General features: G+C 66.2%; 24 protein-coding genes. 12 read left to right on the top strand and 12 right to left on the bottom strand.

Annotation, left to right across the window (positions count from 1 at the left end; translation table 11 throughout):
* The first annotated feature begins 58 nt into the window (after nucleotides 1–58).
* Together ACSQ22_RS04410 and ACSQ22_RS04405 are read left to right on the top strand one after the other, a co-directional pair.
* Complete coding sequence (locus ACSQ22_RS04410) at nucleotides 59–670, top strand: TetR/AcrR family transcriptional regulator (protein ID WP_055396204.1); 612 nt, start codon at nucleotides 59–61, stop codon at nucleotides 668–670.
* Nucleotides 671–905: 235 nt separating this feature from the next.
* Nucleotides 906–1,805 (top strand): alpha/beta fold hydrolase, encoded by a 900-nt coding sequence (locus tag ACSQ22_RS04405; protein WP_436129536.1) that lies wholly within the window; start codon nucleotides 906–908, stop codon nucleotides 1,803–1,805.
* Nucleotides 1,806–1,974: 169 nt separating this feature from the next.
* Here the strand turns inward: ACSQ22_RS04405 and metC are convergent, their stop codons facing one another.
* Nucleotides 1,975–3,129 carry a cystathionine beta-lyase gene (metC, locus tag ACSQ22_RS04400; protein ID WP_436129535.1) on the bottom strand — a complete coding sequence of 385 codons (1,155 nt, stop codon included), beginning with the start codon at nucleotides 3,127–3,129 and terminating at the stop codon, nucleotides 1,975–1,977.
* Nucleotides 3,130–3,188: 59 nt separating this feature from the next.
* Here metC and ACSQ22_RS04395 point away from each other — a divergent pair, with 59 nt between their 5' ends.
* The 3 genes from ACSQ22_RS04395 to ubiM all read left to right on the top strand — a co-directional run bounded on the left by ACSQ22_RS04395 (nucleotide 3,189) and on the right by ubiM (nucleotide 6,013).
* The gene (locus ACSQ22_RS04395) at nucleotides 3,189–3,992 is read left to right on the top strand and encodes an AraC family transcriptional regulator (protein WP_121507971.1); all 804 of its coding nucleotides are present in this window, start codon (nucleotides 3,189–3,191) and stop codon (nucleotides 3,990–3,992) included.
* A 122-nt stretch (nucleotides 3,993–4,114) separates the two neighbouring features.
* Nucleotides 4,115–4,543, top strand: coding sequence for a hypothetical protein (locus ACSQ22_RS04390; RefSeq protein ID WP_176887775.1), 429 nt, complete (start codon nucleotides 4,115–4,117; stop codon nucleotides 4,541–4,543).
* Between the two features lie 192 nt (nucleotides 4,544–4,735).
* Entirely contained in the window at nucleotides 4,736–6,013 is a 1,278-nt protein-coding gene (ubiM, locus tag ACSQ22_RS04385; RefSeq protein ID WP_436129534.1) for a 5-demethoxyubiquinol-8 5-hydroxylase UbiM, read from the top strand.
* A gap of 34 nt (nucleotides 6,014–6,047) precedes the next feature.
* Here ubiM and ACSQ22_RS04380 read toward each other — a convergent pair whose 3' ends face one another.
* Complete coding sequence (locus tag ACSQ22_RS04380; RefSeq protein ID WP_436129533.1) at nucleotides 6,048–7,007, bottom strand: class I SAM-dependent methyltransferase; 960 nt, start codon at nucleotides 7,005–7,007, stop codon at nucleotides 6,048–6,050.
* 346 nt (nucleotides 7,008–7,353) lie between these two features.
* On the opposite strand from ACSQ22_RS04380, the gene ACSQ22_RS04375 reads away from it, so the two are divergent.
* Nucleotides 7,354–7,689 carry a DMT family transporter gene (locus ACSQ22_RS04375; RefSeq protein WP_121421825.1) on the top strand — a complete coding sequence of 112 codons (336 nt, stop codon included), beginning with the start codon at nucleotides 7,354–7,356 and terminating at the stop codon, nucleotides 7,687–7,689.
* Here the strand turns inward: ACSQ22_RS04375 and ACSQ22_RS04370 are convergent.
* Nucleotides 7,683–8,438 (bottom strand): zf-TFIIB domain-containing protein, encoded by a 756-nt coding sequence (locus ACSQ22_RS04370; RefSeq protein ID WP_436129532.1) that lies wholly within the window; start codon nucleotides 8,436–8,438, stop codon nucleotides 7,683–7,685. The genes ACSQ22_RS04375 and ACSQ22_RS04370 overlap by 7 nt on opposite strands.
* Nucleotides 8,439–8,584: 146 nt before the next feature.
* Between ACSQ22_RS04370 and ACSQ22_RS04365 the strand changes: the two genes are divergently transcribed.
* The 5 genes from ACSQ22_RS04365 (at nucleotide 8,585) to ACSQ22_RS04345 (ending at nucleotide 14,441) form a co-directional block, all read left to right on the top strand.
* A complete protein-coding gene (locus ACSQ22_RS04365) occupies nucleotides 8,585–9,874 on the top strand; it encodes a solute carrier family 23 protein (RefSeq protein ID WP_436129531.1) in 1,290 nt (429 codons plus the stop codon).
* A 142-nt stretch (nucleotides 9,875–10,016) separates the two neighbouring features.
* The gene (locus ACSQ22_RS04360) at nucleotides 10,017–11,558 is read left to right on the top strand and encodes an acetyl-CoA hydrolase/transferase family protein (protein ID WP_218301354.1); all 1,542 of its coding nucleotides are present in this window, start codon (nucleotides 10,017–10,019) and stop codon (nucleotides 11,556–11,558) included.
* A gap of 158 nt (nucleotides 11,559–11,716) precedes the next feature.
* On the top strand, nucleotides 11,717–12,868 hold the full coding sequence (locus ACSQ22_RS04355; protein WP_228896984.1) for an ABC transporter substrate-binding protein: 1,152 nt from the start codon (nucleotides 11,717–11,719) through the stop codon (nucleotides 12,866–12,868).
* Nucleotides 12,869–12,970: 102 nt separating this feature from the next.
* On the top strand, nucleotides 12,971–13,879 hold the full coding sequence (locus ACSQ22_RS04350) for a hypothetical protein (protein WP_436129530.1): 909 nt from the start codon (nucleotides 12,971–12,973) through the stop codon (nucleotides 13,877–13,879).
* Nucleotides 13,880–14,018: 139 nt separating this feature from the next.
* Nucleotides 14,019–14,441, top strand: a complete 423-nt coding sequence (locus ACSQ22_RS04345; RefSeq protein WP_055396185.1) for a hotdog fold thioesterase — start codon at nucleotides 14,019–14,021, stop codon at nucleotides 14,439–14,441.
* 197 nt (nucleotides 14,442–14,638) lie between these two features.
* On the opposite strand, the gene ACSQ22_RS04340 is transcribed toward ACSQ22_RS04345, so the two are convergent.
* Both ACSQ22_RS04340 and ACSQ22_RS04335 read right to left on the bottom strand, forming a co-directional pair.
* A complete protein-coding gene (locus tag ACSQ22_RS04340; protein ID WP_121421821.1) occupies nucleotides 14,639–15,208 on the bottom strand; it encodes a cob(I)yrinic acid a,c-diamide adenosyltransferase in 570 nt (189 codons plus the stop codon).
* 238 nt (nucleotides 15,209–15,446) lie between these two features.
* Nucleotides 15,447–15,887, bottom strand: a complete 441-nt coding sequence (locus ACSQ22_RS04335) for a hypothetical protein (RefSeq protein WP_121421820.1) — start codon at nucleotides 15,885–15,887, stop codon at nucleotides 15,447–15,449.
* A gap of 345 nt (nucleotides 15,888–16,232) precedes the next feature.
* Here ACSQ22_RS04335 and ACSQ22_RS04330 point away from each other — a divergent pair, with 345 nt between their 5' ends.
* Entirely contained in the window at nucleotides 16,233–16,595 is a 363-nt protein-coding gene (locus tag ACSQ22_RS04330) for a calcium-binding protein (protein WP_055396178.1), read from the top strand.
* A gap of 131 nt (nucleotides 16,596–16,726) precedes the next feature.
* On the opposite strand, the gene ACSQ22_RS04325 is transcribed toward ACSQ22_RS04330, so the two are convergent.
* The 7 genes from ACSQ22_RS04325 to ACSQ22_RS04295 all read right to left on the bottom strand — a co-directional run bounded on the left by ACSQ22_RS04325 (nucleotide 16,727) and on the right by ACSQ22_RS04295 (nucleotide 21,759).
* Nucleotides 16,727–17,530 (bottom strand): amino acid ABC transporter ATP-binding protein, encoded by an 804-nt coding sequence (locus ACSQ22_RS04325; protein ID WP_255577867.1) that lies wholly within the window; start codon nucleotides 17,528–17,530, stop codon nucleotides 16,727–16,729.
* Complete coding sequence (locus ACSQ22_RS04320; protein WP_055396175.1) at nucleotides 17,514–18,167, bottom strand: amino acid ABC transporter permease; 654 nt, start codon at nucleotides 18,165–18,167, stop codon at nucleotides 17,514–17,516. The genes ACSQ22_RS04325 and ACSQ22_RS04320 overlap by 17 nt, the downstream gene beginning before the upstream one ends.
* Before the next feature lie 6 nt (nucleotides 18,168–18,173).
* On the bottom strand, nucleotides 18,174–18,848 hold the full coding sequence (locus ACSQ22_RS04315) for an amino acid ABC transporter permease (RefSeq protein ID WP_055396173.1): 675 nt from the start codon (nucleotides 18,846–18,848) through the stop codon (nucleotides 18,174–18,176).
* Between the two features lie 72 nt (nucleotides 18,849–18,920).
* The gene (locus ACSQ22_RS04310) at nucleotides 18,921–19,742 is read right to left on the bottom strand and encodes a transporter substrate-binding domain-containing protein (protein WP_055396171.1); all 822 of its coding nucleotides are present in this window, start codon (nucleotides 19,740–19,742) and stop codon (nucleotides 18,921–18,923) included.
* Nucleotides 19,739–20,536 carry a GntR family transcriptional regulator gene (locus ACSQ22_RS04305; protein ID WP_228896988.1) on the bottom strand — a complete coding sequence of 266 codons (798 nt, stop codon included), beginning with the start codon at nucleotides 20,534–20,536 and terminating at the stop codon, nucleotides 19,739–19,741. The genes ACSQ22_RS04310 and ACSQ22_RS04305 overlap by 4 nt, the downstream gene beginning before the upstream one ends.
* 214 nt (nucleotides 20,537–20,750) lie before the next feature.
* A complete protein-coding gene (locus ACSQ22_RS04300) occupies nucleotides 20,751–21,176 on the bottom strand; it encodes a DUF2752 domain-containing protein (protein WP_436129529.1) in 426 nt (141 codons plus the stop codon).
* 10 nt (nucleotides 21,177–21,186) lie between these two features.
* A complete protein-coding gene (locus tag ACSQ22_RS04295; protein ID WP_055396165.1) occupies nucleotides 21,187–21,759 on the bottom strand; it encodes a hypothetical protein in 573 nt (190 codons plus the stop codon).
* Between the last annotated feature and the right edge of the window lie 11 nt (nucleotides 21,760–21,770).

Raw genomic sequence — 21,770 nt, 5'->3', positions numbered from 1 at the left:
ACCCGGTTGACAGCAGGGTGAAATGCATATTTCGCACATTCGTGCTAAATTTCGCCCCATGGATGCCAAGACCCAGAAATCAGAACTCACCCGCGCGGCCATTGTGGGCGCAGCGCTGGACCTGGCTGCGGCCGAAGGGCTGGAGTCGATCACGCTGCAGGCCGTGGCCGACCGCGTGGGTCTGTCCAAGAGCGGCGTGTTCTCGCGCGCCGGCTCGCGCGAGGCGCTGCAGAAGGCGGTGATCGAGGAGTTTGGTCGCCGCTTCCTGGCCGATGTGTTTGTGCCCGCCATGCAGCACCCCAAGGGCCTGCCGCGCCTCCAAGAAATCGTGCGCCGCTGGATTGCCCGCACGCGCGATGTGGAGGCTTTCACCGGCTGCATCTACACCGCAGGGGCCTTCGAGCTGGACGACCGCGAGGGCGAGCTGCGCGACCTGCTGCATTCAGAGATCACACGCTGGCGAGCGGCACTGCGCCGTACGGTGATCCAGTCCATCGAGGCCGGCCACCTGCCCGCCGACACCCCGCCCGACCAGCTGGTGGGCGAGATCTATTCCATGATCATGGGCTTGTTGCACGACGTCCGCTTCCTGCGCGATCCGCAGGCAGTGTCACGCACCGAGGCGTCCTGGGCGCGCCTCGTCAAGAGCTACCTCCCTTCCCCCGCCTGAGACGCGGTGGTGTGACAGGGAGACCTCTTGTTTTTTATGTCCCAATTTCGCACAACCGTGCGAAGAAAGGAACCACCATGTTGATCATCCTGGGCATTGCCGCCATTGCGGCCGCAGTGGGCGCCATCCGGTCGCTGCGCAGCACCCTCACCAGCCTCCCGCGCAGCAACCGGGACTGGGTCTTTTTCTGAGGTGCGCGCCGCGCGCCCCACTCCATCCCTTCAGGAACCCCACCATGAACACCTCCTCTTCATCCACCGCCCTGCGGGCCACGTCCAGCTTCTACGGCGAACACCCCGCCATGCGCCTTGTGCGCCTGACCCTGGGCGCCACCGAGCGACTGTGGCCCGCACTGGCCGTGCGCGTGGCTGCGCGCCTGTTTGGCACGCCCCTGCCCCTGCGCAAACCCGGCCGCCAAGCCGTGCCGCCCGGCCACTGGCGCACAGAGCGCTGGCCGTTTGAAGACGCCGAGATCACGCTGTACCTGCCCCAGGCCCAGCCGCATGGCCCCACGGTGCTGCTGCTGCACGGCTGGGGCGGCCATGCGCGCCAGATGCTGCCGCTGGCCGATGCCCTGACCGCGCGCGGCCTGCGCCCGGTGCTGGTGGATATGCCCGCCCACGGCGGCAGCCGAGGCCGCGTGAGCAACCTGCCGCAGTTCGCCCGCGCCATCGAATACGCCACCGCCCGCCTGCACGCACAGGACTCGGCGCCCCATGCCGTGGTGGCCCATTCGCTGGCTGCCAACGCAGCGGCGCACGCGGCCAGCCGGGGCCTGGCCACCCAGCGGCTGGTGTTGCTGGCACCACCCGCGTCGCCTCACGAATACACGCGTCTGTTTGCGCAGGTGTTCGGCCTTTCGGAGCGCACGCGTGCCGCCCTGCAGCGGCGCATCGAAGCCCGAGAAGGCATCCTGATGCGCCAGTTCGAGCCCCCGGCTGTGGGCCCACGCATCGCGCTGCCCACGCTGGTGGTGCACGACCGGGGCGACCGCATCAACCGCTTTGCCGATGGCGAGGCCTACCGCGACCACATCCCGGGCGCCACGCTGCTGGCCACCGAGGGGCTGGGGCACCGCAAGATCCTGCAGCAGGTAGAGGTGCTTCAGTCGGTGGTGGACTTCGTGGCGAGCTAGTGTCCCGAATTGGAAATTCGTTTCATAAAGACGTCGAGAATCGCCGCCATGCTGCGTTGCAAATCCTCGCGATAGCACCGGCTATCGCTGTGGTTTGCGCCTTGCCTGACGACGATTTCGACATCTTTATTTCATCAACGAACTTCCAACTCGGGACACTTGGTGCCGGTCAGCCCAGACCGCTGAGCGCTTGTGCCAAGTCCGCGCGCAGGTCGCGGGCGTCTTCCAGCCCCACATGCAGGCGGACAAGGCGACCCTCATCCGGCAGCGCTGCCAGGTGGCGCTGGTCATAGGGCACGGCGGGCAGCACCAGGCTTTCGTACCCGCCCCAGCTGGTGCCCAGGCCAAAGAGCGCAAGCGCGTCGATGAACGCAGCAAATGCGGCTTCACTGCAGGGCGCCAGCTCAAAGGTGAACGGCCCCGCGGCGCCCGAAAACTGCGCGCGCCAAAGCGCGTGGCCCGGGTCGGAGGGGAGCGCCGGGAACAGCACGCGCCGGACCTGCGGCTGCTCTTGCAGCCACTGGGCCGTCGCCAGCGCGGTCTGCTGGTGCCGTTCGAGCCGCACCGCCAGGGTGCGCAGGCCGCGCAGCGCGAGCCAGCACACATCGGGCGCCGCGTGGGCGCCGCTGCGGTCGCAAAAGCGCCGGGTGCTGGCCAGGTCTGCGTGCGAACCCGTGATGAGCCCCAGCATGAGGTCGGAGTGCCCGTTGATGTATTTGGTGGCCGAATGGATGGCGATGTGCACGCCCAGGGCGTGGGCGTCAAAAAACACCGGCGTGCCCCAGGTGGCATCCACCGCCACCGGGATGTGGCGCTGGCGTGCCGCCGCGCACACGGCGCGCGCGTCCAGCATCTCCATGGTCAGCGACGCGGGGGTCTCGATGTAGACCAGGCTGGTGTTGTCCCGCAGGTAGGGCGCGATGTCGGCGCCTTCCGGAAAGTACTCGACGGTGGTGCCCTGCGGCACCAGCTCCTGGTCGCAGAAGATGCGCGTGGGCCCGTACACACCCTGGTTCAGCAGCAGGTGGCAGCCCGGCCCCGCATGGGCACTGAGCACGGCCACGATGGCCGCCAGTCCGCTGGCTGTGGCCAGGCAGGTTTCTGCGCCCGACAACGCGGCCATGCAGCGCTGCAGCTCAAACGTGGTGGAGGTGCCCGAGCGGCCGTAGCGCGGCGAGTCGAACACGGTCTGGTGGTGCGCGTGTTTGTAGGCAGCCAGGGTGTCGAACACGACGGTCGAGGCCCGCACCAGCGGCGGGTTGATGGCCTGGACGGGGTGGGCCGTCTCGCGGCCCGCATGGACAAGGAAGGTGGTGGTGTGCATGGGCTGGGGGCGGGTTTTGGGGAAGGAGTGGGGAGGAGGTGGTTTCATAATAGGACGGCATGTCAGCACCAGAACGCCAACAAACATCGCCAGGGCGCCAAGACGCCGGCCTGTGGGCCACGCTGGCAAAAACGCACGCGGCCGGCACACTTTTGCCAGCGCACCAGCACCGCAGCGGCCAGCTGGTGTTTGCCACGCGGGGCGTGATGCTGGTGGAGACACCCCACGCGCGCTGGACCGTGCCGCCGCAGCGGGCGCTGTGGGTGCCCCCGCACCACGCCCATGCGATCGAAATCCTCTCCGCCACCGACCTGCGCACGGTGTACTGCCAGCCGGCGCTGGTGGCGCAGTGCGCATCGTTTGCGCGCCGGGACGAGGTGCACGCAGTGATCGCGTCGCCGCTGATCCAGCAGCTGGTGCTGGGGCTCTTCAACGGCGGGTTCGACCACCCCACGCGGCAGTTGATGGTGTCCCTGCTGCTGCATACGCTGCAGCACACGCCCTGCCTGCCCACCCACCTGCCGATGCCTGCCAGCGAAGGGCTGCGGCGCGCGCTCGCGCTGTTGCTGCAGGCCCACCAGTGGCAGCTCTCGCTGCACGAACTCGCGGCCGAGGCCGCGATGTCCGACCGCACCTTCACCCGGCGCTTTACGGCGGAAGCGGGTCTGAGCTTTCGCGCCTGGCGCCAGCGTGCGCGCATCATTGCCTCGCTCGATCTGCTGGCCTCGGGCCGCCCGGTCAAGGGCATCGCACACGCCCTGCAGTTCGAGAGCCCCGCCGCGTACATCGCCTCGTTCCGCACGCTGCTGGGCTGCACACCGAACACCTTCCGCCAGGGACAGCACGGCGACACGCACCCATAGCCCCCGTACAGGCAGACCCTGCCCTGGGGCGGCACTGGGTGCCGGGAGCCTCCTCTATCATTCGCAGTCCGCAGCCCTGGCGCTGCCCGACACACTCTCCGATCCGCCCCCACATTCTTCCGATGCATCTCCTCATGTCCGCCTGGCCTGCCCTGGCCCTGCTGCTGCCCGCCCTGGTGCTGGTGTCGGCCATCTACTTCCTGGCCAAGGGCGACCGCAGGGCGTTTGCGCAGCTCCTGGCCCTGCTGGCCTGCTGGGTCATCGGTGCGTTGCTGATGGAGTTCTTCATCTTCATGGCGGCACGCATGGCACGTTCGGGCAGCGCGGCCATGCCGGTGCTGGGCACGGGCACACGCCAGCTGCTGGAGACCATGGCCAGCCCGCGCTCCATCGCCGCACCACCGCTGTCGCTGGCCGCCATGGCGGCCTACAGCGTGCTGGCGGCGTACCTGTGGGTGCTGGTCACCTGGGGGCTGCACCTGCGCGGCAAGCCAGCGGGTGGCGCCCGCAAGAAGCCCGCCAAGGGCGCGCGCAAACCGGCACGCTCGTAACGCACCATAATTTTTGATTTTTTAAGGCCCTAGCGCTTATCCCGTATCATTTTTTAGCTATTTAATTTATAGCATTCAGGCACACTGCCTTGATGCAGGGCAAACCGCCGCGCGGAGTGCCCGCCCACAATGGCAAGCCCCACCCCACGGTTGCAGGGTGGATGCCGGGCTGCTTCGCCCGGTCTTCTTGCCATGACCTCCTCCTCACACAGCGACGTTCTCATCGTCGGCGCGGGCCCTGCGGGCCTGTCGCTGGCCATTTCCCTGGCGCAGGCCGGGTTCACCACCACCGTGGTCGAACAGCAGTCTGAGGCCACGTTGGCCCACCCCGCGCCCGATGGCCGCGAGATCGCGCTCACCCACCCCAGCGTGGCCACACTGCAGCGGCTGGGCACCTGGGCCGGCCTGGCGCCACACGAGGTGGGCACCATCCGCGAAGCGCAGGTGCACGACGGCCCGCTGGGCCAGCGCAGCGCCCTGCAGCTGGGCACCCAGGGTACGGGGCTGGAGGCTCTGGGCTTCATCGTGCCCAACCACGCACTGCGCCGCACGGCCTATGCCGTAGCGGCACGCACACCGGGTGTCCGCATCGTGACCGGCGCCCAGGTGGTGCGCGTGGCCACGCAGTCCACCCATGCCGAGCTGGAGTACCTTCCCCAGACTCCCGCCGGTGCCCCCAGCGATGGCCCCGCGCCATCGCCACAGCGTCTGCAGGCCCCGCTGCTGGTGGCGGCGGACAGTCGCTTCTCGGCCACGCGGCGGCAGCTGGGCATTGGCGCACGCATGACGGACTTTGGCCGCACCGTGATCGTTTGCCGCATGCGCCATGCCCAACCCCATGGCGGCGTGGCGCACGAGTGTTTTGGCTATGAACGCACGCTGGCGGTGCTGCCCTTGCCCAATGACCCCCAAGAGGGGCATGCGCTGTGCTCGGTGGTAGTCACGGCGGGCACTGCCGACGCAGGTGCGCTGATGGCCCAGAGCCCGCAGGCCTTCGCCGCTACGGTGCAGGCCCAGCTGGGCGACCGCCTGGGGCCTTTGCAGCTGGAGGGCGAACGCCACGCCTACCCGCTGGTGGCCGTGTATGCACAGCGTTTTGCAGACCACCGCTGCGCGCTGCTGGGCGACGCCGCCGTGGGCATGCACCCCGTGACGGCGCATGGCTACAACCTGGGTCTGGCCGGTGTGGAACGCCTGACAGCCGCCGTGGTGGCGGCCCGCAGCCAGGGCCACGACATCGGCAATGGCGAAGCCCTGGCCACCTATGCGCGGGCGCACCACCGCCACGCATGGCCGATGTACGAGGGCACCAATGCCATCGTGCGGCTGTATACCGACACGCGCCCCGTGCCGCGCCTGCTGCGGCAGCTGGTGCTGCAGGGCGCCCGGCGGCTGCCGCCGCTGCAGGCCGCCATCGTGGGGCAGCTGACGGGCAAGGCGCCGGTGTGGGCGCAGCTGGCGCGCTCCTAGGAGCGTGCTGCCAAGCAGCCACCGGTGAGCAGCTTTACGCGCCGTCCACGCCGAGAGTCGCCATGCCATACAGCGGCGCCCCCAGCCACGGCCACCACAACGTTTCCAGCACCACACCCGGCCAGCCATAACACTCCGACACGCTCTGCTGGCGCAGCAGCGCCAGGCGCGGGTGTGCGGCGGCCAGCTCGTCCATGCTGCCCACGCCCCAGTGGAACTCCGCCCCCGTGGGTCCCACGCTGGCGTGCTGCGCCGCGCGGCCCACGGCACGGTGCGTCATGACATCAATCACCAGGCGCGAGCCTTCCGGCGCGCACTGCGCAAACTCGCGCAGCACGGCCTGCACCTGCGCGGGCTGCAGGTACATGAGCACCCCTTCGCAGACGATGAACACCGGCTGCACGCCCGCGCCATCGCCCTCCCCTTCCTCCTTTGGCAGCCCCAGCCGCTGCCACCAGCCAGGCTGCGTGATGTCCACCGTGGCATGGCGCGTGCGCGGGCAGCGCACCGGCAGCAGCTCGCGGCGCAGGTCCATGACCTCGGGCAGATCAGCATCGAGCCACTGGTTGGCGCCCGTATCGAGCCACTGAAAGTGGTGCGACAGGCCACAGCCCAGGCTCACGCCGCCAGCCTTCGGGTGCGCAAGGAAGAAACTGCGGCCCGCATCCTTGATGGCGCGCGTGCGCCACAGTACGTTGAGCACCGTGGGCAAGTCGTCCAGGCACGGTTCCACATCGGCACCCAGGCGCTCCACCAGGCTGGTGGCCACCACGTCGTTGCAGGCCAGCCAGGGAAAGTAACGGCTCCCGCGCGCGCGCGCTGCCAGCGGGATCAGGAGGGTGCTGGGCACGGCCCGCAGGTGGGAGCGCTGCAGCAGGCAGGGGGTAGCGGAGTCGGAGGCGACGGCGCCATCCCCCGCGTTCTCAGGGTTGCGCTGCGCCGGGGCGGCGGCGGTGCGGGCACGGCGTCGGGTTGGGGGCGGATGCGGCTGCAAGGTCCTCTCCTCCTGTGGCCACCGGGTGCCACGGCTGGTTGGTTGTTTGCGACGGGGCCCACCAGAACACAGGCCTGCGCCATTGTGAACGGGTTGGAGTGTGGTGCGGGGGATGGGCTGGGTGCGTGAAGGGACACCATCACGCCCTCCATCCGGCGCTGCCGCTGTGTCAACGCTCCATGATCCGCGCAAACGCAAGTGGCCGCCAGAGCCTGCGTGGGGTGTTCTTGATGGATCGCAAGGGCGTGGCTACACTGCGGCCCTTCACCATCTGGGTACCGCTTCATCGTACTGCCCGTGTCACTCGGTACAAGTGACAAACGGGCATGTTCGGCCAAGGTGCCCCATGAATCCAAACCTATCGGCCTGGCTGCTCGTCGCAGCCAGCGTCATTGCAGAAGTTGCCGGAACCGTCGCGCTCAAGTACTCCGATGGCTTCTCCAGACTCCTCCCGTCAGGCATGGCAGCTGCGTGCTACGCACTCGCCATCTGGCTCATGGCCGTTGCCATGCGCCAGCTCGACATGGGCCTCACCTATGCAGTCTGGGCGGCCAGCGGCACGGCGGCCGCAGCCGTGGTGGGGATGGCGCTGTTTGGCGAGCCAGTGGGTGTCATCAAAGTAGTGGGTCTGGTGTGCGTGGTGGGAGGCGTTGTCATGCTCCACCTCGGAAGCCCTCAGTGATGGCTTCTGGTGTTGATCAAGGCCCACACCAATTCCACCCCGGCCGTCAGCAGATCGCCCGTGAATGAGCTGTCGCTCGCATCACTGGTGCTGGTGAACGCGCGCTTTTGCCGCTCGCGTTCGGCGCGGCTGCGGTCGCGCTCCAGGGCCACCAGGGCGTCGCCGATGTCCACCGAGGGGGTGGCGTGGGTGGTGCGCTCGCTGCTGGCCTTGGCGTAGCCCTCCATGGCGCGCACCACGGCGTCGGGGTCGATGAGGGAGAACGCGGCGCGGCAGTAGGGGCAGGCGTGGTCCTTGCGGATGTCCACGGGGGCGCCGCAGCTGGTGCAATAGATGGCGCCCACGCGTTTGGCCAGGTCGTCGATCTCGGGGCGCGTCATGTGGCGCACAAAGCCTTTTTCGACCATGAAGGACGAGAAGGTGCTGAAGCGGCCATGCAGGCGCCCGCAGCGGTAGATCATGTAGCGGCCGCTGCGCACCACGTCGAAGCCTTTGGCCAGGCTGGTGTTGCAGCGCGGGCAGGCCATGCGTTCTGCCAGGGGCTGGTGCTGGTCGGTGCGGTGTTCGTGCAGCAGGCGGAACAGCTCGACCACCGACGGGGGCGCGAGCTTGAGGTTTTCGTGCCTGTCAAACCACAGGCCCTGGCAGGCAAAACAGATGTCCAGTTCCAGCGAGTGCCCCTGGTTGCTGGTGAACCGGTGGGCCTGCATGGGCTGGCGGCAGTTGGGGCAGGACGGCTGAGAGTGCATGGCGGCGGTGCCCACAAGGGGCAGAGCGGGGTAGGCCCAAATGCTAACCCGGGGCACGGCGGGCGCCCGGCGAAAGAGTTGCAGCTTCGCGGCATTGCCTCACCCATCCACTAGCATTCGCGCCTCAACAACAAGGAACCGACAAGATGGGATTCATGAACTGGCGCACAAAAAGCGCTGAAGTGCTGCAACAAGGTGGGGTGATTGGGCCCGATGAGCGGCTGCCCTGGCCGCAGACGGCGGTGATGGGGGTGCAGCACGTGATTGCGATGTTTGGGGCCACGGTGCTGGCGCCCATCCTGATGGGCTTTGACCCGAACGTGGCGATCTTGATGAGCGGCGCGGGCACGCTGATCTTCTTCCTGGTCACGGGCGGCAAGGTGCCCAGCTACCTGGGGTCGAGCTTTGCGTTCATTGGCGTGGTGATTGCGGCCACGGGCTACGCGGGCAAAGGTGCCAACGCCAACATTGCCGTGGCGCTGGGCGGCATCATTGCGTGTGGCCTGGTCTACACGCTCATCGGCGCGCTGGTGCAGGCCATTGGCACGGGCTGGATCGAGCGCTTCATGCCGCCCGTGGTCACGGGCTCGGTGGTGGCGGTGATCGGGCTGAACCTCGCGGGCATTCCCATCAAGAACATGGCGGCCAGCAACTTTGACAGCTGGATGCAGGTGGTGACCTTTGTGAGCGTGGGCCTGGTGGCCGTGCTCACGCGCGGCATGGTGCAGCGCCTGCTGATTCTGGTGGGCTTGATCGTGGCGAGCATCATCTACGCGGTGCTGACCAATGGCCTGGGGCTGGGCAAGCCCATGGACCTGTCCGCACTGGCCAACGCCGCATGGTTTGGTTTGCCCAACTTTGCTGCGCCGGTGTTCGAAGCCAATGCCATGCTGCTGATTGCGCCCGTGGCCATCATCCTGGTGGCCGAGAACCTGGGCCACATCAAGGCCGTGACGGCCATGACGGGCCAGGACCTGGACCGCTACATGGGCCGCGCGTTCATTGGCGACGGCGTGGCCACCATGGTGAGCGGCGCCGCAGGCGGCACAGGCGTGACCACCTACGCCGAAAACATTGGTGTGATGGCCGCCACCAAGATCTATTCCACCGCCGTGTTCTTGCTGGCGGGCGTGTTTGCGCTGGTGCTGGGCTTTTCCCCCAAGTTCGGCGCGCTGATCCAGACCATTCCGCTGCCGGTGATGGGCGGCGTGTCCATCGTGGTGTTTGGCCTGATCGCGGTGGCGGGCGCCAAGATCTGGGTGGACAACAAGGTGGACTTTTCGCAGAACAAGAACCTCATCGTGGCGGCCATCACCCTCATCCTGGGCACGGGCGACTTCACGCTCAAGTTCGGCCAGTTTGCGCTGGGCGGCATCGGCACCGCCACGTTCGGGGCGATCCTGCTGTACGCGCTGCTCAACCGCAAAGCGGCGTAATCTGCGGGTATGGGGACGCCGGACCGCATTTGTAAGGGTTAACCCTTAATTTGTAAGGAACGAAGGCTAGCATCCTGGGTTTTGTCCACAGGGCCATCCGCTCACCGGGCGGGTGGCCTTTTTCTTTTTGCGGAGTTTGTCCATGTCCCTGGCCGATCGGGTGCTGTACCCCGACTTTCTCTCCCGCACCATGTCCGCCGATGAAGCGGCCGCCCTGATCCCTGCCGGCGCCCATGTGGGCATGAGCGGATTCACCGGCGCGGGCTACCCCAAGGCTGTGCCGGGCGCGCTGGCCCGCCGCATCGAAAGCCTGAACGCGCAGGGCCATGGCTTCAAGATCGGTCTGTGGACGGGGGCCAGCACCGCGCCTGAGCTGGACGGCGCACTGGCCCAGGTGGACGGCATCGAGATGCGCCTGCCCTACCAGTCCGACCCGACGGTGCGCCGCCAGATCAATGCGGGGCAGATGCAGTATGTGGACATCCACCTGTCGCACGTGGCGCAGTTTGTGTGGTTCGGTTTTCTGGGCAAGCTGGATGTGGCCGTGGTCGAGGTGGCGGGCGTGTTGCCCGACGGGCGGCTGATCCCCTCGTCTTCGGTGGGCAACAACAAGACCTGGCTGGACCAGGCCGACAAAATCATCCTGGAGGTGAACGCATGGCACCACCCGGGGTTGGAGGGCATGCACGACATCTACTACGGCACCGATGTGCCGCCGCACCGCAAGCCGATCCCGATGACACGGCCCGACGAGCGCATCGGCGAGCCCTATCTGCGCTGCGACCCGAGCAAGGTGATCGCCGTGGTGATGACCAACCAGCCCGACCGCAACAGTGTGTATGCCGCGCCGGACGACACCTCCAACCGCATTGCGGGCCACATCATCGAGTTCCTGCAGCACGAGGTGAAGAAGGGCCGCCTGCCCAAAGACCTGCTGCCGCTGCAGTCGGGCGTGGGCAACATCGCCAACGCGGTGCTGGCGGGGCTGAATAACGGCCCGTTCGAGAACCTCACGGCCTACACCGAGGTGCTGCAGGACGGCATGCTGGACATGCTGCGCTCGGGCACGCTGGCCAGCGCATCGGCCACGGCGCTGTCGCTGAGCCCTGCGGCCATGCAGGACTTCAACGAGCGCATCGACTATTACAAGCAGCGCATCGTGCTGCGCCCGCAGGAGATCAGCAACCACCCCGAGCTGATCCGCCGCATGGGCCTGATTGCGATGAACGGCATGATCGAGGCCGACATCTACGGCAACGTGAACTCGACCCACATCATGGGCTCCGCCATCATGAACGGCATCGGCGGCTCGGGCGACTTTGCGCGCAATGCCTACCTGTCGATCTTCATGACGCCGTCGCTGGCCAAGAACGGCAGCATCTCCTGCATCGTGCCCATGGCCTCGCATGTGGACCACACCGAGCACGATGTGCAGATCCTTGTGACCGAGCAGGGTTTGGCCGACCTGCGTGGGCACTCGCCCTCGCAACGGGCGCAGATCATCATCGACCGCTGCGCGCACCCCGACTTCCGCCCTGCGCTGCACGACTACGTGGCCCGCGCCAAGCGGGGCGCCGTGGGCCAGCACACACCCCACCTGCTGAACGAGGCGCTGTCGTGGCACCAGCGGTATGTGGAGACGGGCAGCATGCGCGCGCCAGCGGGCCCTGGCAGCACGGTGTAAAGAGGACACCCCCAGGCCTGCCAGGCCTTTGACAGCCAATTGCCAGCCTGGGTAGATAAAATCAGGGTTAACCCTAGGTCTATCGACCTTCCCCAGTCCACCCTCCACCAGCCACCATCCGGGGCTGGTGGCTTTTTTGCCTGCGAGTTTTTTTGACCATGCAACGCCGTCAGTTCACCCAATCCCTTGTGGCCGCCAGCACCGGCCTGCTGCTTGCCACCTCTTCGCGCGCCGTGGGCGTGCAGGACCCCATGGACGCCAAGAGCGTGACCATTGGCTGCTCCATCGGCATGACCGGCGCACTGGCCAGCCTGGGCAAGGAATTGAAGCAAGGGCTGGATGCGGGCATTGCACAGGCCAACGCCAAGGGCATCCATGGCCGCGAGATCAAGCTGCTGGCACTGGACGACGGCTACGACGCCGCGCGCTCCGAAGACAACGTGCGAAAGCTGATTGCCGACGCCAACGTGGTCTCGCTGATCTCCTGCATGGGCACGGCCAACAACCAGCGCATCCTGCCGCTGGTGGACGAGGCGCAGATCCCCTATGTGGCCCCACAGAGCGGTGCCACGTCGCTGCGCAAGGCCGAGTACCGCTCGGTGTTCCACGTGCGCGCCAGCTACGCCGACGAAGCCCAGCGCCTGACGCAAAAGCTGGTGTCCATGGGAATGAACGACCTGGCCATCGTGTACCAAGACACGGCGTTTGGCCGCGAGTTTCTGGCGGACGTGAACAAGGCCATGGCAGCCGCCAAGCAGCCCGCGCCCAAGGCTTTCAAGCTGGATGCACAGGGCGCGCAGGTGCCCGATGTGGTGGGCAAGGCCGTGGCCGCCAAGGCCGCCGCTGTGCTTCTCGGAACCGCAGGTGACGTTACCGCCACACTGGTCAACGAGTTCAAGAAGGTGTCGTCCAGCACGCCGCTGGCCGCCACCAGCGTAGCGCTGTCGGGCGACAACCTGCGCCAGCTGGGCGGCAAGGCCTCGGGCATTGCACTGTCGATGGTGCTGCCCGACGCGGCCCGCACCAGCGTGGCCGTGGTGCGCGACTACCAGAAAGCCATGCGCGCGCTGGGCTACCAGGAGTTTTCGGCCCGCAGCTTTGAAGGCTATGTGAATGCCCGCGTGCTCACCGAAGGCCTGGAACGCGCCGGACGTGAGCTCACCCGCGCCAAGTTGCGCAGCGCACTGGCCGGTATCCGCAGCAGCGACCTGGGTGGCCTGTCCATCGACTACGCCGGCGGCGCGCCGTATGTGGGCTCGCGCTTTCTGGACCTGGGGGTGATGGGCGCCAACGGCAAGTTTGTGGGCTGAGGATTGATCGTCCGAACCATGCCGTGTCAGCTGTGCTAGGCGTCTGTGAGGCCCTTTCCTTGGACCGACTATAGAGGGTTGTTGTCTGGCAATTGCTTCTGCATGCACAGCATCTATCCGCTGCGCATACTGCACAATGCCCCGGCCGAAGAGAGGGAGAAACTTCGGCTCCACACAAGCCTCTGTGGTGTGTCACCGCCGAGGCCACGACCATCTTCAGTGATCGATTGCATGAAAAATCTCGCATTGTTGACCTTGCCTCGGATGATTGGGGCCGCCCTGGTGGCGTGCAGCTTTCAGGTGTATGCGCAGGCCCCCATTGACGTAAAAATCCTGGGCGTGACTTTTATCGAGGCCCCTCCTGGCAGAGACAAAAATCTGGTTCCGTTTGCTGCCACCGGCGACATGGAAAAGGTGGAGGTCAACGCTATTGCCACCACGCGCTCCGGTCTTTTCACCCAGTGGACGAACTCGTTCTTTGACAAAGGCGACGTGCGAGTGACGGCGGTGTTCCCCGACAAAACCACCCAGAGCCTAGGTCAGGCGGACATCGCCAGCTTTCCGAAATTTTCAACCGACGCTCGCTCACGCAGCTTCGCACTGACCCTCAACCGGCTGCCCGACAAGGCGGTGACCGGACTGATCTTCGAAGGGACGGTCCCCCTCAGCGTGGCCAAGCGGACCACAAAAGCGGCCCAGGCTTTCGACCCGGACCGCCCAGGCCCCATCAAGCTGGGCGGGGTAGACATCAAGCAGTTCAAGGTGGAGGGAAAGAGCGTCCAGTTCCAGGGCAATGACACGCTGTTGCGCATCAAGACGCTGTCCTTCAAGCTCTCCTCCGGTCAAGTGGTGCAAGCCGAGCGCGGCGCATGGGCGCGTATGAACAACGAACACCAGCAAACGTGGAATATCGACACAGCCTTTACCCGCGGCGAACTGCAGGCCGAGCTGTACGAAGACATGGAGACCGTGCGCCAACCCGTGCGTTTTGTCATCGGCCGCCCCTGGTAACGCCGCTTGCGTAGTGAGCGCACTGACAGAAGGCATACAGCAAAGCCGAGAGCGTACATAGGAAGCTCCACCTGCTCACCGCGGGCCATAGGCACAATCGCGGCTCGTACTGACCCGGCTCTGACGCCCGTTGAACACCATGCCCATCTGGAAAAAACCCATCGACCTGGCCCTGCTGGAGGCCGCCAACCGCAACACCGCCGTAGAGCACCTGGGCATTGAGTTTGTCGAGGTGGGTGACGATTTTCTGCGTGCACGGGTGCCCGTGGACCACCGCACCGTGCAACCCTTTCGCCTGCTGCACGGCGGGGTCAGCGTGGTGCTGGCCGAGTCGCTGGGCTCCACCGGCGCCTACTACACCCTGCCCGAGGGCTACCGCGCCGTGGGCCTGGACATCAACGCCAACCACCTGCGCTCTGCCACCAGCGGCTGGGTGACCGGGACGGCACGGCCCGTGCACATTGGCCGCACCACGCATGTGTGGCACATCGATATGCACAACGAAGCGGGTGAGCTGACCTGCGTGTCGCGGCTGACGATGGCGATCCTGGCACCGAGATAAGGTACATCCCCCTGAGGCACTGCGTGCCTTCCCCCTTCTCTCGAATCGCAGGCGCGATTCGGGAAGGGGGACGCAGCCCTCGCTGCGGGGCGGCCCTTGCTCGGCTGCCCTGGCCTGGTGCGCGCCAGTTGCAAAAGGCAGTGAAAATATGAGGAAAATTGGCCGCTACCGCACGACCATCAAGCGCAAGCAGCTATCTATTCAGTAGCATTCTGCTGCGCCAGACGCTCGCTTTTCCAGTACACGTCATCGCCACCGTCCATGCGGTTGAGCACGCGGGCGAGCACGAACATCAGGTCGGACAGGCGGTTGAGGTACTGCCGGGGTGCGTCGTTGATGGCCTCTTCGTTGCCCAGCGCCACCACCACACGCTCCGCGCGGCGCGCCACGGTGCGGCAGACATGGGCTTGCGCGGCGGCGCGGGTGCCTGCGGGAAGGATGAACTCCTGCAGCCGGGGCAGCGCCGCGTTGTGGTGGGCCAACGCCTCGTCGAGCGCCAGTACCGCCTCGGCCTTGAGCAGTTCGTAGCCGGGAATCGACAACTCGCCCCCCAGGTTGAACAGCTGGTGCTGTACCTCGACAAGCAGCTCGCGCACATCGGCGGGAACGCGCTCGCACAGCAGCAGGCCGATGTGGGAGTTGAGTTCGTCCACGTCGCCCAGAGCATGGATGCGCAGGCTGTTTTTGGAAACGCGTTGGTTGTTGCCCAGTCCGGTGGTACCGGCGTCGCCGGTGCGCGTGGCGATCTGTGTGAGTCGGTTGCCCATGGGGTGCCTCGGTAAGGTGGAGCGCAGGTGGCAGGGGCGCCGCATGCGGTGGAAGAATTCGCAGATTCTCCGCCACCCAGGCCTACTGGGGTGAGAGGGGGCCTATCACCCTGCTCTCCGCACAAGAAGCCACATTGCGATATGGCTTCACCGTGCTCCGCGCTGCCCAGACAGACCAACGCCCCTGCCATCACATGCAGGGGCGTTGGTTCGAACCCGTTGGCTACGCACGGCCCAATCAGTGGGTCATGGGGGTGCGGTTGAGCTTGTCAATGTCGGCGGTGGATACGCCCGTGTTCGTGGGCTGCAGGGTGTTCCAGGCGTTCGCATGGTAGGTGTCCCACTCCTTGCGCGACACCATCCCGTCGCCATTGCTGTCCATCAAGCGTGCATTGACACGCGTCTGTGCGGTGGCTGCGGCCTTCCCGCCTGCTGCACTGGGGTTGATCTCGGCCACAGGGGCGGCACGGCCGTCACCCGCGGTGGGGTTGGCGGGTGCAGCGCTGCTCTGGCTGCTGCGCATGTCCACCTTGTTCTGGGCATTGGCAGCCGCAGCGCCGCCCGATGCGGTGGGGTTGACTTCTGCAGGCGGACGCGCGGTGACATTGGCGGGGGCTTGTGCCAAGGCGGCGGTGCACGCCAGTGTGGCCAAAGCGGCGAGGATGGTTTGCTTTTGCATGAAAGGCTCCTTCGATAAAACACCAGAACAAGCGAATTGCTTGGATTCATTGTTTTGGCGCGCACGTCCGTCGCTTGTAGGACGTACACGGGCCTGCCGGTCATCCTGCGCACAAGCGCCACCGTGGGCATGCCGCCTTAGCCTCTCTCACCGATGCCAGGGCTGCAGGCAAACTGCGAGCTACTTCTGGCTACATCCACCCGCAAAAACTACATGTGCCGGTACTGCCGGGTTACACCACGCTGGGAAATGTTGACCTGGGCAACAGCAGGCAAGAGTGCTGGCCTTCACCACCGTGCTGCGGTGCAATGCAACCCTGTTCAACTTCGAAGGAGCTTAGCTTCCATGAAAGCACTGCAACGACGCACCTATTCGTTCGACACGCGCAGCGTGATGCTTTTCGCCGCCATCTCCCTGGGCGGCGCGGGCGCATTGCAAGCACAGACCACTTCGGCATCCCCCCAGCCCGCCCCAGCCAGTAAAACGGCACCCCAGGCGGACTCCAAATATTCGTATGGCCCCGGCACCGGCAACCCATCGAGGGCGGCCACCACGGCATTCAACCGCGCAGACCTCGACAAGGACGGCCAGCTGACCGAGAAGGAAGCGACCCAGCTGCCGGCCATCAGCCAGCGCTTCAAGGAACTGGACAAGGACCAGAGCGGCGCACTGTCACCCTCAGAATTCGAGAAGGGCCTTCTGTCCTGATTTTTTTGTGAGGCGCCTGGGCCTGGCACGGTACCAGCCTCCGGGTGGCCTCTGGGATGTAGCGGGCCATTGGGGCCTGCGGGCCCGCCTGCCCTGGAACTCTCCAGACCGCAGGCGGGCTTTGTTTTGGGTCAGTCGTGCAGCGACGACAGGAACTGCTGCAGCTCCGGCGTCTGCGGGTTGCCAAACAGCTCGGCGGGCGCACCTGTTTCATGCACACGGCCCTGGTGCATGAAGATCACGCGGTCACTCACCTTGCGGGCAAACGCCATCTCGTGTGTGACCATCATCAGTGTCATGCCTTCAAGTGCCAGCGACTCCACCACGCGCAGCACCTCGCCCACCAGCTCTGGATCCAGCGCCGAGGTGATCTCGTCGCACAGCAGCACCTGCGGCTCCATGGCCAGCGCGCGCGCAATGGCCACGCGCTGCTGCTGCCCGCCCGAGAGCTGATCGGGCATGGCGTCAAACTTTTCGGCCAGACCCACACGTTCGAGCAGCTTGCGCGCCTGCGCTTCTGCCGTCTTGGCATCACGCGCCTTCACCAGCGTGGGCGCCAGCATGATGTTGCGGCCCACGCTCAGGTGCGGGAACAGGTTGAAGCTCTGGAAGATCATGCCCACCTGCTGGCGCAACTCCCGCATGGCAGCGGGGCTGTCGTGCATGAGTTTCTTGCCGTTGACGCTCAGAGCGCCTTCCTGAAAAACCTCCAGCCCGTTCACGCAGCGCAGCAGCGTGCTCTTGCCCGAGCCGCTTTTTCCGATGATGGCAATCACCTCGCCCTTTTGCACTTTGAGATCGATGCCCTTGAGCACTTCGTTGGTGCCGTAAGACTTGCGCAGGGCCGTGATGTCCACGATGGGTGGATCGCTCACCACGATGCCATCGTGGGCGGGAGTGGGGGTAGCCGTGGTGGCTTCAGCGGCGGTTGCCATGGAGTTTCCTTTCAAGCGATTGCGCCACCAGGCTTACCGGAAAGCACAAAACAAAATACAGCAGGGCGACACAGGCGTAGACGAGGAAGGGCTGGTAGGTGGCGTTGGAGATCATGCTGCCCGCCTTGGTCAGCTCGACAAAACCAATCACCGAAGCCAGCGCCGTACCCTTGATCACCTGCACCAGAAAACCCACCGTGGGCGGCACCGCAATGCGCAGCGCCTGCGGCAGCACCACATGGCGCAGCTGCTCGCCAAAGCTGAGTGCCAGGCTCTGCGCGGCCTCCCACTGGCCCTTGGGGATCGAGGCCACGCAGCCGCGCCAGATCTCGGTGAGGTAGGCGCTGGTGTAGAGCGTAAGCGCCACGGCCGCGGCCGTCCATGGTGAGGTCTTGATGCCAAAAAGCGCAATGCCGAAATACGCCAGGAACAGCTGCATGAGCAGCGGCGTGCCCTGGAACACCTGCACATAGGCACCGATCAAACGCTCGGTGCCACGCACCTTGGACAAGCGCAGCACCAGCAGCAGCAGGCCTACCAGGCCGCCACCGATGAAGGCGATGAGGGACAGGGATACCGTCCAGCGCGCCGCCAGCAGCAGGTTGCGCAGGATGTCCCACAGAGAGAACTCGACCATGGCGGCTTACCTCCCGACCAGGAAACGTGCACCCGCCCACATCAGCAGGCGGCGGGTGAGCATGGACAGCACCAGGTACACGGCAGTAGCCAGGATGAAGGCCTCGAAAGCGCGGAAGGTGTTGCTGGAGATGAGGTTGGCGGCATAGCTCAGTTCGGGCGTGGAGATCTGCCCGCACACGGCCGATCCCAGCATCACGATGATGATCTGACTGACCATGGCAGGCCACACCTTTTGCAGCGCGGGTGGCAGCACCACGCGCCGGAAGGTCTGGCCCGGCGTCAGCGCCAGACTGTGCGCGGCTTCGATCTGGCCGCGTGGCGTGGCCTCGATGCCCGCGCGGATGATCTCGGCCGAGTACGCGCCCAGGTTGATCACCATGGCCAGCACGGAGGCGAACTCGGGCGAGAGCTTGAGCCCCAGCGCGGGCAGCCCGAAGAACAGGAAAAACAGCTGCACGATGAAGGGCGTGTTGCGCACCAGCTCCACATAGCTGGCCACCGCCCAGCGCAGTGGCAGTGCACGCGGCCCGAGGTTGCGGGCGCGTGCCCAGGCACAGGCAGTGCCCAGCAGCAGGCCCAGCACGGTGCCCACGATGGTCAGGCCAATGGTCCAGAGCACGCCGCGCACCAGCAACGGCCACGAGGACAGCACGGCAGAAAAGTCAAGCGCAATCAGCATGGTGCGAATGCCCTGTGGCGCTTGTCACGCCACGGTCCTGTTCGGTTCTTTCAGCAGGGGCGAGAACAGCGATTACAGGGGCAGATCGCCCGCAGGGCGGCCCAGCCACTTGCTGGACATCTTGTCGATGTCGCCGGATTTGCGCGCCTCGGCAATGATTTCGTTCACACGCAGGCGCAGCTTGTCCTCGCCCTTGGCCACGCCGATGAAGTTGGGACTGTCTTTCAGCAGCAGCTTGTATTCGGTCTGCAGGTTGGGGTTCTTGACCATGATGGTCCCGGCCGTCGATGCGCTGGTGGCAATCGCCTGCGTCTGGCCCGACACGAAAGCCGAGATGCTGGCCGCGTGGTCTTCAAAACGCTTCACGTCCACGCCGGGAGGCGCGACCTTGGCCAGTTCCTGGTCTTCCATGGCGCCACGCGTCACGGCTACGCTCTTGCCCGTGAGGTCGGCAAAACTCTTGATGTTCAGGCTCTTGCTGGCAAACACGGCCTGGAAGAACGGCGCATAGGCCGCAGTGAAGTCGATCACCTTTTCGCGCTCGGGGTTCTTGCCCAGCGTGGAGATGACGAGGTCGGCCTTCTGCGTCTGCAGGTAGGGGATACGGTTGGCGCTGGTCACGGGGATCAGCTCGACCTTCACGCCCAGCTTGGTGGCGATGTAATTGGCCATCTCGACATCCAGGCCCTGCGGCTTGAGGTCCGTGCCGACAAAGCCGTAGGGTGGGTAGTCGGTGGGAATGGCAATCTTGATTTCCTTGGCCTTGAGGATGTTGTCCAGCGCGTTCTGCGCGTGGGCGGCAGGCGCCATCAGGGCGGCAGACAGGCCTGCGGCGGCGAACACGCCCAGGGTCAGGCGGCGGGTGGACGAGGTGACGGTGCGGACGGTGGTCATAGCAGGGCTCCTAGGTAGGTGGATGCGTCGACAGGGGCGTCTGGGTCAGACGCTGGGGGGGTGGAACTCTTGGGGGCAGCGCGGGGCTTGCGCGCGCGGGCTGGTGGGGTGGCTTGTGCAGGGCTCTTGCGCACCGGTGCCAGCGCATCGCGCAGCCCGGCCAGCGGGTCGCTGCTGGCCTGCAGGCGCAGGGCCGACTGCACCGTGCCGATGTGCTCGGACATCAGTGCTTCGGCGCGGGCAATGTCGCCTGCCTCCAGCGCCTCGACGATGCGCACGTGGTCGGCGCAGCTCTGCGCCGCATCGTGCGACGACTGGTAGAGCATGGCGATGAGCGTGGTGCGCGCCGTGAAGTCGCGCAGCGTGTCGGCCAGCAGGCTGTTGCCCAGGCATTCAGCCAGGCATACGTGGAAGTCGCCCAATAGAAAGCTGCGCATGCCCACATCAGTGCCCGCCAGCGCGGCCTTCTCGCGCTGCAGATGGCTTTTGAGCTGGCGCAACGCGGCCTTGTCCACCACCTTGAGCTGGTGCAGCAAGCCCAGTTCGATCACGCGGCGCGCCTCGAAGGCCTCGCGCGCTTCGTCTTGCGAGGGCTCGATCACATACCAGCCGCGCCGGGCGCTGACGGTGACGATGCCCCGCGTGGCCAGCCGCGTGAGCGCCTCGCGCACGATGGTGCGGCTGCAGTCGAACAGCATGGCCAGTTGCTGCTCGCCCAGGCGGGAGCCGGGCGCGAGTTTTTGCGCCATCACGGCTTCGATGATGCGGTTGCTGATCTCGGTGGCGGTGGTCATTGCCTGCGGTTACGCAGGTTCCGTGCCAACTGGTATACAAGCCGAATGCACCAGTCTGGCGCACGGAGGCTGTGCACCGGGCGGTTCCCTGGCACCACGGACACACCACTTTGCATGCAAGTGGTGCGCGCACATCACAAGCGGTGCACGCGCGTGCCCGAAAAGTTGGAAGGGAATGGAGAGAGAAGAACGAGAAAGAAGGCTGGGCACCCGGCTACGCCAGCCCCGCAAGGCGCAGCAGCCAGGGCAGCAGCAATCCGCCGCCCACCGCCACCGGCACTGCCGGATGCCACCACGGCCAGCGCACCGTGCGGCGGTGGCCCAGCGTGCCTTCCACCACCGCCTGGCCCGCCAGCAACACCAGCCACACCAGCAACAGCACCGCGCCCGGGTTGGCGGCCCAGGCGGCCGCCCAATCGCCCTGCACCAGCGCCGCACACGCGTGTGTGCCGCCACATAGCGGGCAGGGCATGCCCGTCAGCGCGCGAAACCCGCAGCCCAGGCCCAGCCCGCCCTGCCCCAGCCACCATGGCGTGGCGGCCATGGCCAGTGGCCAGCCCAGGCCGAACGCCAGCCGCAGCCGCCGCGCATCCCTGTCCAGCGGTTGCCAGGCTGGCGCGCTGCCCGCTGGGGCCAGCACCGGGCGGGGCTCAGAGGGGAGGGAGCGCCACCGGTTCATCGCCCACCAGCTGGCGCGCCATGTAGTAGGAGCCGATGGTGGACAGCGGCAGCGTCAGCAGCGCGCCCACGCCACAGAGCAAAAAGCCCAGCGAACCCACGATGCCCAGCACCAGCGAACAGAAAAACGCCGAGCCCAGGTTCTTCGTCACGATGCTCCAGGCCTGGTTGAAGGCGGCCACACCATCGCGCTCGCCGCGCGCCACGAGGAACAGCGCCACCGGGGGCAGGGCCATGACCAGCAGACCGGGGATGAAACACAGCATGAAGCCCAGTGACACCACCAGTGAACTGATGAGCCCGGCCACGAACGCGGGCACAAAGTCGTCAAAGCCCCGGAAGATGTCGCCGATCTGCACCGCCTCGCCGCGCGCCTCGCGCTCGATCATGCGCATATAGCCCACCACCATGGGCCCGGCCAGCAGGCCCGCGCTGATGCTGGCCACCACCATCACCAGCAAGGTGCACACCACATGGGTGATGGCGTTGTTCTTGAAGATGCCCCAGGCACCCGACAGGCAATCCCCCACATTGGCTGAAGCCATGGCAACCCCTT

It is taken from the genome of Acidovorax sp. LjRoot38, from assembly GCF_964252975.1.
Lineage (GTDB): Bacteria > Pseudomonadota > Gammaproteobacteria > Burkholderiales > Burkholderiaceae_C > Acidovorax > Acidovorax facilis.
This window is presented reverse-complemented; position numbering and strand designations above follow the sequence as displayed.

Bases quoted from the DNA above. Each gene is read 5' to 3' on its own strand.
- ACSQ22_RS04360 (WP_218301354.1), top strand. From the start codon at position 10,017: ATGTCCCTGGCCGATCGGGTGCTGTACCCCGACTTTCTCTCCCGCACC.
- ACSQ22_RS04310 (WP_055396171.1), bottom strand. From the start codon at position 19,742: ATGACCACCGTCCGCACCGTCACCTCGTCCACCCGCCGCCTGACCCTG.
- ACSQ22_RS04305 (WP_228896988.1), bottom strand. From the start codon at position 20,536: ATGACCACCGCCACCGAGATCAGCAACCGCATCATCGAAGCCGTGATG.
- metC (WP_436129535.1), bottom strand. From the start codon at position 3,129: ATGCACACCACCACCTTCCTTGTCCATGCGGGCCGCGAGACGGCCCAC.
- ACSQ22_RS04320 (WP_055396175.1), bottom strand. From the start codon at position 18,167: ATGGTCGAGTTCTCTCTGTGGGACATCCTGCGCAACCTGCTGCTGGCG.
- ACSQ22_RS04405 (WP_436129536.1), top strand. From the start codon at position 906: ATGAACACCTCCTCTTCATCCACCGCCCTGCGGGCCACGTCCAGCTTC.
- ACSQ22_RS04365 (WP_436129531.1), top strand. From the start codon at position 8,585: ATGGGATTCATGAACTGGCGCACAAAAAGCGCTGAAGTGCTGCAACAA.
- ACSQ22_RS04395 (WP_121507971.1), top strand. From the start codon at position 3,189: ATGTCAGCACCAGAACGCCAACAAACATCGCCAGGGCGCCAAGACGCC.
- ACSQ22_RS04315 (WP_055396173.1), bottom strand. From the start codon at position 18,848: ATGCTGATTGCGCTTGACTTTTCTGCCGTGCTGTCCTCGTGGCCGTTG.
- ubiM (WP_436129534.1), top strand. From the start codon at position 4,736: ATGACCTCCTCCTCACACAGCGACGTTCTCATCGTCGGCGCGGGCCCT.
- ACSQ22_RS04335 (WP_121421820.1), bottom strand. From the start codon at position 15,887: ATGCAAAAGCAAACCATCCTCGCCGCTTTGGCCACACTGGCGTGCACC.
- ACSQ22_RS04375 (WP_121421825.1), top strand. From the start codon at position 7,354: ATGAATCCAAACCTATCGGCCTGGCTGCTCGTCGCAGCCAGCGTCATT.
- ACSQ22_RS04350 (WP_436129530.1), top strand. From the start codon at position 12,971: ATGCACAGCATCTATCCGCTGCGCATACTGCACAATGCCCCGGCCGAA.
- ACSQ22_RS04340 (WP_121421821.1), bottom strand. From the start codon at position 15,208: ATGGGCAACCGACTCACACAGATCGCCACGCGCACCGGCGACGCCGGT.
- ACSQ22_RS04295 (WP_055396165.1), bottom strand. From the start codon at position 21,759: ATGGCTTCAGCCAATGTGGGGGATTGCCTGTCGGGTGCCTGGGGCATC.
- ACSQ22_RS04390 (WP_176887775.1), top strand. From the start codon at position 4,115: ATGCATCTCCTCATGTCCGCCTGGCCTGCCCTGGCCCTGCTGCTGCCC.
- ACSQ22_RS04355 (WP_228896984.1), top strand. From the start codon at position 11,717: ATGCAACGCCGTCAGTTCACCCAATCCCTTGTGGCCGCCAGCACCGGC.
- ACSQ22_RS04330 (WP_055396178.1), top strand. From the start codon at position 16,233: ATGAAAGCACTGCAACGACGCACCTATTCGTTCGACACGCGCAGCGTG.
- ACSQ22_RS04370 (WP_436129532.1), bottom strand. From the start codon at position 8,438: ATGCACTCTCAGCCGTCCTGCCCCAACTGCCGCCAGCCCATGCAGGCC.
- ACSQ22_RS04325 (WP_255577867.1), bottom strand. From the start codon at position 17,530: ATGGCAACCGCCGCTGAAGCCACCACGGCTACCCCCACTCCCGCCCAC.
- ACSQ22_RS04345 (WP_055396185.1), top strand. From the start codon at position 14,019: ATGCCCATCTGGAAAAAACCCATCGACCTGGCCCTGCTGGAGGCCGCC.
- ACSQ22_RS04410 (WP_055396204.1), top strand. From the start codon at position 59: ATGGATGCCAAGACCCAGAAATCAGAACTCACCCGCGCGGCCATTGTG.